Origin of the sequence: Microcoleus sp. T3_B1 (assembly GCF_036700445.1) — a bacterium.
Taxonomy (GTDB): Bacteria; Cyanobacteriota; Cyanobacteriia; order Cyanobacteriales; family Microcoleaceae; genus Microcoleus.
Map to the genome: position 1 here is coordinate 1 of NZ_JAUBOX010000007.1, position 11299 is coordinate 11299.

9 protein-coding genes are annotated in these 11299 nt (G+C 44.9%); all 9 read left to right on the plus strand.

The window, feature by feature from the left end:
• Positions 1-1062 (plus strand): cyclic nucleotide-binding domain-containing protein (locus QT990_RS06085; protein WP_333465034.1); only part of this gene is annotated, 1062 nt, incomplete at its 5' end.
• Between the two features lie 5 nt (positions 1063-1067).
• Complete coding sequence (locus QT990_RS06090) at positions 1068-2687, plus strand: NHLP bacteriocin system secretion protein (protein WP_333465035.1); 1620 nt, start codon at positions 1068-1070, stop codon at positions 2685-2687.
• Positions 2688-2742: 55 nt separating this feature from the next.
• On the plus strand, positions 2743-3828 hold the full coding sequence (locus QT990_RS06095) for a hypothetical protein (protein WP_333308841.1): 1086 nt from the start codon (positions 2743-2745) through the stop codon (positions 3826-3828).
• Between the two features lie 259 nt (positions 3829-4087).
• On the plus strand, positions 4088-4567 hold the full coding sequence (locus QT990_RS06100; RefSeq protein ID WP_333139145.1) for a chemotaxis protein CheW: 480 nt from the start codon (positions 4088-4090) through the stop codon (positions 4565-4567).
• Positions 4548-5867, plus strand: a complete 1320-nt coding sequence (locus QT990_RS06105) for a CheR family methyltransferase (RefSeq protein WP_333465036.1) — start codon at positions 4548-4550, stop codon at positions 5865-5867. Before QT990_RS06100 ends, QT990_RS06105 begins: the two co-directional genes overlap by 20 nt.
• 16 nt (positions 5868-5883) lie before the next feature.
• Positions 5884-7482 carry a methyl-accepting chemotaxis protein gene (locus QT990_RS06110; protein WP_333465037.1) on the plus strand — a complete coding sequence of 533 codons (1599 nt, stop codon included), beginning with the start codon at positions 5884-5886 and terminating at the stop codon, positions 7480-7482.
• Between the two features lie 30 nt (positions 7483-7512).
• The gene (locus QT990_RS06115) at positions 7513-7797 is read left to right on the plus strand and encodes a hypothetical protein (protein WP_333308835.1); all 285 of its coding nucleotides are present in this window, start codon (positions 7513-7515) and stop codon (positions 7795-7797) included.
• Between the two features lie 32 nt (positions 7798-7829).
• Complete coding sequence (locus QT990_RS06120) at positions 7830-8558, plus strand: chemotaxis protein CheW (RefSeq protein ID WP_333308833.1); 729 nt, start codon at positions 7830-7832, stop codon at positions 8556-8558.
• Between the two features lie 18 nt (positions 8559-8576).
• Positions 8577-11299: chemotaxis protein CheA (locus QT990_RS06125; protein WP_333465038.1), on the plus strand; the 2723-nt coding region annotated here is incomplete at its 3' end.

Consider the following 11299-nt stretch of genomic DNA (forward strand, 5'->3'; position numbering starts at 1 on the left):
AACAAAACCGCCCTCTCATTAGTTTCAACCATGCCACCTGTACTTACCCAACTCAACAACTTAAAAGTTCTCGAACCACCCGATATAGAGTGGATGGCTCAAACTGGTACTCACAAAGAAATGCCGGTTGATACAGTGCTGATTCAAGAAGGTCAGCACTCAGACTCAATTTACTTCATCCTCGACGGTACTGTAGCAGTCTTAATTTCGCAGAACAATTCCGAAGACGATCAAGAAATTGCTCGTTGCAGTAAAGGTGAAGTAGTTGGCGAGATGTCCTTCATAGACGATCGCCTCCCCTCCGCCACTGTCAAAACCGTAGAACCCTCTCTGGTATTAGCTTTATCTAAACGGCAGTTACAAATAAAGATGGAGCGAGATCCAGATTTTGGGGCTAGACTTTACCAAGAACTGACTGCCATCTTATCCTCCCGCCTACGAAGTGTCTCTAAATTACTAGCGCAGAACAAAATCGTCCCAGGACAAGCATTGCGAAAAGTCCTATTTCTCTTTGCCATCCTGAATGACAATGATATCGACTGGATGGTAACTCGTGGCAAAAAACAAAATGCGCCCGCTGGAACCTCGTTAATTCAACAAGATCAGCCCGTAGAAGCCTTGTACTTTTTGTTACAAGGCAATTTGGCAGTAATATTTTCCATGATGGTAGAGGGAAAACCAGTGGAAAAAGAATTGGCACGACGGGCGAGTGGAGAAATTGTCGGTGAGATGTCTTTTGTAGAAGCAGGGAACGCCTCTGCAAGTATTAAATGTGCGGAGAATTCAGTGGTATTAGCCGTACCGCAACAGATGCTAAGAGAGAAAATACAACGCGATCGCGGATTTGCAACTCGCTTTTATCGCGCCATTTCTCTGGTGTTAATCGATCGGTTGCGTGAAGGCTTAATACAACGTGGTTTTGGTCAAAAAGCTTACAGCCAAGACCAACAACTAGCCGAGGACATTGAGTATGAAGATGAAATTCCTCTCGACGTGCTAGAACCAACCCTCCTGGCAGGTACTCGGTTTAAGTGGATGATGAATCGGCTACAAAGGAATTAATTGTTATGACTGCTTCAGATATAAATGATACCCCAGAGCAACAGCAATCTCTAGAATCTGTTGCTTCCCCAGAACGCCTTGACCAACTCATGCAAGTGGTCAAAACCAAAGACTTTATCCCAGCTATAGCTGTGGGGGGATTTATGGTGATGGCGCTAGTTTGGAGCGTGGTTGGTAGAATTCCTATCACTGTGACAGGACAAGGAGTATTGATTTCACCGCAACGAGTTGTAGAATTACAATCACCGATTGCCGGACAGTTAGAATCTTTACTCATTAAAGATAATCAATGCGTCAAAAAAGGAGAAATTATAGCGACGATTAAACCCACCGAGTTACAGGAACAACTGAAACTACAACAAGCTAAACGCCAGCAATTAATTGTACAAAATATCAAAACTAATTCACTCCAAAAGCAGCGTACCCAACTGGAGCAAGAAGAGATTGCAGCAATGAGAGCAAATCTGACCCAACGGTTGCAAGATGTTCAAGCCATGTCTGGGGTTCTCAAGGAGCGAGCTTTAGCTACTATTGGGCAGCAACGCCAAACTCTGCAACAAAGGTTTCAGAATACGCAGGCATTAGCGTCTGTTTCTAAAGAACGAGAGTTAAGTGCTATTAAACAGCAGCGTCTTTCCCTTGAGGAAAGTCTTCAGGATGTTTCTAAGATAAATCCAGTGCTCAAAAAGAGGTTAGACGGTCGAAAGGCTCTTCTAACTGAAGGCGCGATATCACAGGATACAGTTTTGGAGGCGGAAAATGATTATCGAGAAAACCGTACTCAAATTTCTAGTATTCAAACTCAGTTAAAAGAATTAAGCAGTAAAGAAGTAGGGATTGATAAATCTTTTCGAGAGAATCTCAACCAAATTTCTGACATTCAAGCTCAATTGCAGCAACTTAATAGCCAGGAGATTATAGTTGAAAATTCTTTTAGAGAAAATCGCAGTCAAATCTCAGAAATTCAATCTCAGCTACAAGAGTTAAACACCCGCAGCAAACGCTTAGAACAAGACAATTTAAAAGCATCTAACGATCGAGAAAACGAAATTGCGGAGAGCTCTCGCGCTGTTGCCCAACTAGAACAGCAAATTAAGGAGCGGAGCTTAATTCAAAGTCCCCAAGAAGGTTGCATTCTAGAAGTCAGTATTGTAGTTGGACAAGTTGTCAGTCCGGGTATGCGCTTCGGTGCTCTGCAAACTCAAGAGCAAGGAAAAGTTCATCTGACTAGCATCGCCTACTTTGATGTGAAAAATGGTAAGCGGATCAAGCCCGGAATGAAAATTCAAATTACACCGGATACGGTCAAGCGGGAGCGATTTGGAGGTATTGTCGCAATGGTGAAATCCGTGTCTGCCTATCCTGTTACATCGACCAGAGCAGCTTCAAAATTAGGTAATGCTGAACTGGCAGATAGGCTTACCGAAAAAACCGCCAAGGTGGAGGTGATTGCAGAGTTAATATCAGAACCCAGTAATGTCAGCGGCTACCAGTGGTCATCGTCGAAGGGACCAGATATGAAGTTGACACCGGGAACTACAACAGCGTTGCGGGTAAAGGTGGAAGAACAAGCGCCGATTACCTTTTTGCTACCGTTCTTACGCGAGTGGACCGGAATTCAATAGATGATAGCTGTTAATAAATTTATTTTTGCCAACTTAGTTTTGGAGTTGACCTGACATGAGTTCGTTAAATTCTCAAAATTTTAAATCACCACACCACTCTGAAGAAAACTTAGAACGGACTCCCATTACCTTTGCGTCGGCGATTGCTAAACTCACAAACTTAGCTCTTGAGGAGTTCGATCGAGAAATTGCTCAAAAGCAGCTTTACTATCACACCCGCGAGCATATTAATAACGTACAGCACCGAGCGAACATTATTTTTCAAGCAATCCGTCCTCATTGGGAAACATCCCTAAAGGACAATGCTGCGCCAGATTATATGGCACGAATGCAACTTCTACTAGATATTTGTGCAACTGCCCATGATATGCTGCAACTTTTTGTTCCTGAAACCCAACCTCACAAGTCCAGACGACGCGAGATGGGTGTAAGTGAGGCAGCAACAATTGAAAAGTTGTTTGAATACATTAACATCCTAAATCAACAGCAATGCGAACAAAATCTGAATAGTCTTGCACGGTTCTCGGATGCAGACTTATTGATTATTCAAGACGCCATCGAAGCCACCATTTGCATATACGAACCATCCGAGCAAGCGATTTATCAACCTGCTCTTTATGACTCCAGCAAACCTCTATCACCTCTAGCGATAATTATTGCCTTAGCAGATATTGGAGCATTGGGAATGGAAGGAGTAGCCGCCTATGAGCGAGAAGGTAGTCTTTTGTTCTTAGAAGAAAATCCCGATGTCATTCCCATCTTATTAAATCATAAAACTTTGGCTTCGGAAAATCCAGAACTTTATGAGAATATCCGGCAGCGCCTTCTGAGGCGTGCTCGCTTCCAAATCAGCTTTGCCAAGTCACGGCTGACTCGATATGCCCGTGAGATTGAACATTTGCCAGCAGATGCAATTGAAGTTCTGACTTATCAGGTCTTTCAATATTTAAATCCGACAACGATTCAAGAGATTGATTCAAGGACTCCTACCGCCGAAGATACACCACTTGAAGCATTGATTACATTCTTCAAGTTGGAGCATTACATAAGTAGTATAATTGAAAAGACAGGTGTTGAGAACGAGCTCACCATTATTTGTGGTCAAAATGTCCAGAATATCCTTGACATTCCTAGGGAATGAGTGTAACAATTAATATTGACTATATTGGTTACTACAAGGAGCATCTCATATTTGTAAAAACAGTTCTTCGGGCTCCTTCTTTCTGACTCTTGCCTCCTGTCTCGTGTCTCCAAACTCCAATTTCTAGCTGGGCTGCACAAGTGATATGCTCCCGACTACAGTCAAAAACTTAGCCGACTTTAAACAGTTTTATGTGTAATTTTTAACTTCAAAACTTCTGTATTTTTACCTACTATTTGAGGAAGCAAGAGGTCTTACCATGTTAATGTTACTCTTCTATATTGGAAAAGATTCCTATGCCATCGAGAGTTCTCGCGTGGTAGAAGTAATACCTAGAGTTCCTCTCAGGAAGATGAATCATGTACCGGAGTATGTCGCAGGATTATTTAACTACCGAGGTAAAATCGCACCTGTTATTGACCTTTGCCATCTGATTCAGGGAAAACCAAGCGGCTTTAAATTGAGTACGCGGATTATTATGGTCAGCTCTTCCACTAATGATAATAGGCTGCAATACCTGGGATTGATGGCGGAACGGGTAATCAAGACATTGGATAAGCCAGAAACTGAATTAGTAAATTCCGATGCTCGCATGAACGTAGCACCTTACTTAGGCGGAATGATTCTCGATCAAAACGGCATGATTCAGCGGATTCATCTGGAGCAACTATTCACTGATGCACGACACCTTTATTTAGCAGCAGGAGCGCCCAATACTGATGAGCCTAGCAAAAATTGAAACCTTGTTAAGTCAAAAAATTGGAATTGCCGCTAATATCATCGGCTCTCACAAAATTGCCAAAGCCGTCCAAACTCGTCAAACAGCTTGTGGTTTACCCGATTTTGATACCTATTTCAAAGTTTTACAAACCTCACGCCAAGAATTAGAAGAACTCATTGAAAAAATTGTAGTTCCAGAAACCTGGTTTTTTCGCGATCGCAAACCCTTTGATTTCCTGATCAACTACGTCCGCTCTGAATGGTTAAACAAATCAGGTTCGACCAAACTGCGTCTGTTAAGCGTACCATGCTCCAGTGGCGAAGAACCTTATTCAATGGCGATCGCGCTACTGGAGGCTGGCTTGTCTGTAAATCGGTTCAGCATTGATGCGATCGATATTAGCAAACAGGCGATCGCCAAAGCGCAGCGAGGCATTTATGGGAAAAACTCATTTCGGGGCGAAGACTGGATTGAGCGCGATCGTTATTTTCAACAAACAGTAGCCGGCTATGAAGTCATTGCACCCGTTCGGAATACCGTTAAGTTTCGCCAGGGCAACCTTTTAGATGTGTTTTCTGATGCCGAAACCAAGTATAACATTATCTTCTGTCGCAATCTATTAATTTATTTGGAACCCACTGCCTGTACTCAAGTCTTCAATACCCTAGATCGTTTGTTACTTCCAAACGGATTACTTTGCGTCGGATCGGCTGAAACCGGAAAAGTTCCCAGCCATCCCTTTATTTCAATTCGACAATCCTTTACATTTGCGTACCGGAAATCTGATATCATTCAATTGCAGTCGCCATTGAGAGAGACTTCAGCATCTACTGAATTAAAGCAAAGCTTACCGTTGAACAAAAGTCACATAACCCAGATAGAACAGCCCCGAACTCTAGCAGGCAATACCTCATCTACCGCGATCGTTACCCGTCAGTCTACTTCTCAATTGCCTTCTAAAGCAATCCAATCAACAGATAAAGTCAGCAGCACAAAAACTCATTCGGGGCTGGAACTGGCTAGACAATTAGCGGATGTCGGGCAAGTAGAAAAGGCAATTAATCATTGCCAAGAATATTTGGCTGGCAACTCTACTAATGTTGAAGCCTATACTTTACTGGGTACATTGTATCAAGCAAAAACTGAAAATGCTCAAGCTGAGCGATATTTTCAGAAAGCACTTTACCTTAATCCTAACTGCTACGAAGCCCTGATACATCTATCTCTTTTGAAAGAACATCGGGGCGATATTGTGGGTGCAGAAATTATTAAGCAGCGAGTTCAGAAGATACAGCAAAATACCCAATTATGCGGATAACAATGAGGCAGTATTTATGGTGAATAACGTGTTCAAAGATCAATCTTTACAAGGTCGCATTAAGACCGCTTTCAATTTCATGGGAGCATTGGTTCTTATCGTAGGGCTAGTGGGCTTAATCTCTACGTTGCGCTTAAGTGGTAACATCGATACATTAAGCAATAATAGTTTGCCGAGCCTGGTTGGATTGTGGAAAGTCAACGAAGGCCAAACCCAGATTGAATCGTCAGAACGAGCTTTATTGATTGCTGGACTAACCGCCCAGGAACGACAAGCTGAGTTAGAGCGAATCAAAAAAGCTTGGAATCAAATCGAGGAAGGGTTTAAGCAGTATGAAGCCACTCCTCGAACGGAAGAAGAGAATAGAAACTATAAAAACCTTCAGAGTAACTGGGATAGATGGAAAAACGATCATGAAGATTTTCTCAAACTAAACCAGCAATTTGAAAGTTTAGGAATTCTGCATCCCTATGCCAGAGAGGTGGAGTTAATTGGTCAGAGACCAATTAATCCTCTAGAAATAGCCAATACTCGAAAAGCCCTTGGTGTTTTCGAGCAGCTACGCAATCGTGCCAAGACCAATCGTGCCTCCTTTGATACTGCAACAGCAGCGATTCTAGAAGCACTGAGAATTAATGAAGACACTGCTACTCTAGCCGAAAAAAATGCCACTCAAGCTATTAGCCAATCACAGTTTTGGACAATTGTTGCTATGCTGCTCGGCCCTGGGGTTGCAATTCTTTTAGGACGATTTCTCAGTAATGCGCTGATTCAGAGCTTGCAACAGTCAGTGGTGCAAATTACAACCTCTGCAACTCAAATTGCAGCATCTGGTAAAGAATTAGAGGCCACTGTTGCTGAACAACTTGCTTCCACCAATGAAGTCACCGCCACTGCACAGGAAATTGCTGCAACCTCCAGAACTTTGGTAAAGACAATGGAACAAGTTGCTGGGATGGCTCAAACAACCGCCATCTCTGCAAACGACAGTCAGGATGAACTCGCCGAGATGGAAAATGTCATGAGGCAACTGGCGGAGGCAACGACTTCTATCTCCTCCAAACTAGGAGTGATGAATAAAAAAGCCGGAAACATCAGCAATGTTGTGACCACAATCACAAAGGTCTCAGACCAAACCAGCCTCCTGTCACTGAATGCAGCTATCGAAGCAGAAAAAGCGGGAGAATATGGTGCGGGTTTTGCGGTTGTTGCGCGAGAAATTCGACGACTTGCCAATCAGACGGCAGTCGCTACGCTCGAAATTGAGCAAATCGTAAAAGATATGCAATCGGCGGTTACGGTTGGTGTGATGGAAATGGATAAATTCAACAACTCGGTGAACAATAGTGTAGATCGAGTCAGCAAGATTAGCGACCAAGTTGCGAAAGTCATCACTCAAGTACAGAGTTTGCCACCTCGATTTGAACAAGTCAGTCAAAGCATTGAAGACCAATCGGAGGGGGCGCAGCAAATTAGCGAGGCAATGGAGCAACTCGGTCAAGCTTCTCATCAAACAGTGGATGCTTTACGTGAAACGAATAGTGCCTTGGAACAACTGGATGATGCAGCCCAAGGATTACGGAAAGAGATATCCCGGTCTAAGACTTATCGGTAAAGATGGTTAACTATAGCCTTTCTCAGTAACATGAGGTACTCATTGGGCATGGGGCATGGGGCATGGGGCATGGGGCATGGGGCATGGGGCATCGGGCATGGGGCATGGGGCATCGGGCATGGGGCATGGGGCATGGGGCATGGGGCATCGGGCATGGGGCATGGGGCATCGGGCATGGGGCATAGGCATTGGACTCGCCCCCATACATCACAACGCTTGAGAACCGCTATAGAAGGAATGAGGAAGAATATCGAGGTGAAGAATGCTTATACAGCAAACTTTTTAGCCCGACATTTAGCCCGACATTACGTTTAATTAGGTGGATTTACTTAACAACCAAATTAGTTATGACTAACCCTTGGAGTGAACCATTGACTGTAGAAAGCTCCCTGAATGACTGCTGGAATCAAATTGGGGTCATGGGCGATCGCTCATGCGGTCAATTAGCAACTGTGATACATTGCTATGAATGCCCAGTTTATGCAGAAGCTGGCGATAGTTTGCTAGAACGCGAACCACCACTGAATTACTTAGATGAGTGGCTCAATATTCTGGCAGAAACACCCGTAGACCACGAGGATGTAGAAGGCGATGAAATAGTCATCCACACAGCGGATGCTATTTCGGTCATGATCTTTCGACTTGGGAATGAGCGATTAGCTCTTCCAGTCCGAATTCTGCAAGAAGTGACCCCTCCTTGTGTCATTCAACCCCTGCCCCATCGCAGCAACGAGTTATTTTTGGGACTGGTGAACATTCGCGGGGAAACGTTGCTTTGTGCTTCCCTGAGTCATTTGTTGAATTTAGAATCGGCTAAGGAGACTTCCTCCACTGTCACATCCGCCAATGCCAAACGAATGATAATGGCAGGGCAGGGAAACGATAAGTGGGTCTTTCCGGTTGATGAAGTTCATGGAGTTTACCGCTTCCACCTAAATGAATTACGAGATGCCCCTATTGTGATTACTAAAGCCACTGAGGCTTACACCCAGGGAATTATTCATTGGCATGGCAATCAAGTCAATTATCTCGATTCTGAATTGTTGTTCTACACCCTCAATCACAAAATTTTGTAGCAGAACACGGAGCGGATTATGAGCGATCACTCGAAGTTGGAGCTATTTCGTCAGGAAGTTGAAACTCAGGTCACCATCCTCAAGGAAGTGCTTCCTATACTCAAAACGCAACCATTCTCTATGCTCGAACTTGGGCAAGCAATTCAGGCAGCCCACTCGGTATGGGGAACTGCTCGAATTGTAAAGATGGAGGCGATTTCCCATCTGGCACAACTCATTAAGGAGTGTTTGATTACCGCTCAGAACAAGACCGTTACCCTAGGTGATGAGCAAATTGATGTCTTACTTCATGCGGGTGATTTACTTTTGGGTATGAGCAAAGTGACAGAGGAGGAGCAGGAGCGGTGGATGAGGGAGCATTCCTGGGATTTGGCAACGACCCAAAAAGCTATTTCGATCGTCTTGTCCTCTGAAGTTAACATGATGGCTGTTCCTTCAGTTCAGGCGAACGAAGTGGGTACTGATGTGTCTTCATTTAGTCAGGAGACAACATCTTCTGAGTCTGTACCGAAGACAACTTTAGTTGTCCCTTCTGAACTTATCCCTTCTGATAACGCAGGACACGAAGAAAGGGCGATCGCCATTTCCTCCAACCCAACTATCACAACAACGCCTACAGTACCCCCAAATGTAACAGTGGCAGCGGATACTACAAAAACAACGCCTACAGCACCCCCAGTTGTGTCAGCGGCACTGGATACTACAAAAACAACCCCTACAGCACCCCCAGATGTAACAGCGACGCTGACTGGCGATGACTCCATGATGGACTTATTTCGCCTGGAAGCAGAAGCACAGGTTGCTATCTTGAATGAGGGATTGCTGGCATTGGAAAGCAATTCTCAATCGACGCAGGCATTGGAAACATTAATGCGAGCAGCCCACTCGATTAAGGGGGCTGCTCGCATTGTTGGGCTCGATGCGTTAGTCAATATAGCTCATGTGATGGAGGACTGTTTTGTGGCAGCACAGAACAAGACAGTGGTACTGAATCCCGATTGTGTCGATGTGCTGCTTCAAGGTGTGGATTTGCTCGAAGGTATAGGTCAAGTAAGCGATGTAGAATTAGCCAGTTGGTTAGCAGAACATAATGCCGAATTTGAAATAACAAGAGGGGCGATCGCTGCTATTTTGACCCCAGAATCTGCACCCAAACTCGATCGCGCGAGAGTTAGAGATGGAGAAGAGGAAAATATAGTTTCTCAGTCCCGTGTTTCAGTCGCTTCTACAGTTTCCGAATCATCCCTAGAAATTTCCAACCAATCTAGCATTCAGTCCACATCTTCATATACCGCGATCGCGATCGATCAAGCTGAATCATCGCCATCAGACGTGATGGTGCAGGAAAGTCCAGAGCGGGGTAAATCTTCCTCTTCAGAATCAGAACACGCGGCTACTCAAGATCGCGTAGTGCGAGTCAGTGCTGAGAACTTAAATCGAATTATGGGGCTCGCAGGTGAGTCACTGATTGAAGCCAACTGGCTGCAACCCTACGCAGACTCCATGATGTCCCTGAAACGGCGGATGGTCGAAATTTCCAGAACGCTAGAACAGTTGCAGGATAGCCTTGAACACGGTGCCTATCAGCCAGAAGGAAAGGAGTATCTAGAAACAGCAAGAAACCAAGAACAAGAGTGTCTAGACTTTCTGGGCGAGCGCTTGGGGGAACTGGAGCTATATGCCCAACGGACTGCTAATCTGTCCGATCGCCTCTACCGGGAAGTCATTACCTCGCATATGCGTCCCTTTGTGGATGGCGTACAAGGCTTTCCGCGCATGATCCGCGACTTGGGACGCAAGTTGAATAAGCAAGTTAGGTTAGAAATTGTAGGTAAGGCAACGCCGGTCGATCGCGACATTCTCAAAAAGCTGGAAGCTCCCCTGACTCATATCTTGCGAAATGCAACGGATCACGGAATTGAACTACCAGACGAACGGACTGCTGTTGGAAAATCGGCGGTGGGTATGATTCGACTGGAGGCATTTCATCGAGGTGGAATGCTAGCAATTACCATTTCCGACGATGGGCGAGGTATCAATCCAGAGCAGTTGCGCCAAAAGGTGATTAACAAAAACCTGGCAACTTCGGAAATGGCAGCCCAGCTTACGGATGCTGAATTGATGGAGTTTCTGTTTTTACCTGGATTCTCCACCGCTAAACAGGTAACGGAAATCTCTGGAAGAGGTGTGGGTCTGGATATTGCTAAAAGTATGGCACAGGAAGTAGGCGGAACGGTGCGTGCTATATCGCAACCGGGCAAAGGAATGAGTTTCCACTTTCAACTGCCGCTAACGCTGTCGGTGGTTCGCACGTTGTTGGTGGAAGTTTCTGGCAAGCCGTATGCGGTGCCCCTGGCTCGCATCGATCAGATTGTTACTGTGGAGCGATCGCACATTTCGGAGGTGGAAAATCGCCAATACTTTACGATGAATCAACAAAATATTGGTTTAATCGCTGCCCATCAAGTTCTAGAATTACCTGAACCATCCTCTAATCCAGGTTCGCTGTCTGTGGTGGTGATCAGCGATCAATCTAATCCCTATGGTTTGGTGGTGGACAAGTTTTTAGGTGAGCGCGATTTAGTGGTTCGACCACTCGATCCGCGTTTGGGCAAAGTACCTGATATTAGTGCCACATCTATAATGGGAGATGGCTCGCCGATTCTAATTGTTGATGTATCGGATCTGGTGCGATCGATCGATGCTATCCTCAACGCCGGACGATTAACAAAGGTGGGAGG

Excerpts from the sequence above, each read along its gene's own strand:
- QT990_RS06120 (WP_333308833.1), top strand. The coding sequence starts at position 7,830 with ATGACTAACCCTTGGAGTGAACCATTGACTGTAGAAAGCTCCCTGAAT.
- QT990_RS06095 (WP_333308841.1), top strand. The coding sequence starts at position 2,743 with ATGAGTTCGTTAAATTCTCAAAATTTTAAATCACCACACCACTCTGAA.
- QT990_RS06110 (WP_333465037.1), top strand. The coding sequence starts at position 5,884 with ATGGTGAATAACGTGTTCAAAGATCAATCTTTACAAGGTCGCATTAAG.
- QT990_RS06115 (WP_333308835.1), top strand. The coding sequence starts at position 7,513 with ATGAGGTACTCATTGGGCATGGGGCATGGGGCATGGGGCATGGGGCAT.
- QT990_RS06100 (WP_333139145.1), top strand. The coding sequence starts at position 4,088 with ATGTTAATGTTACTCTTCTATATTGGAAAAGATTCCTATGCCATCGAG.
- QT990_RS06090 (WP_333465035.1), top strand. The coding sequence starts at position 1,068 with ATGACTGCTTCAGATATAAATGATACCCCAGAGCAACAGCAATCTCTA.
- QT990_RS06105 (WP_333465036.1), top strand. The coding sequence starts at position 4,548 with ATGAGCCTAGCAAAAATTGAAACCTTGTTAAGTCAAAAAATTGGAATT.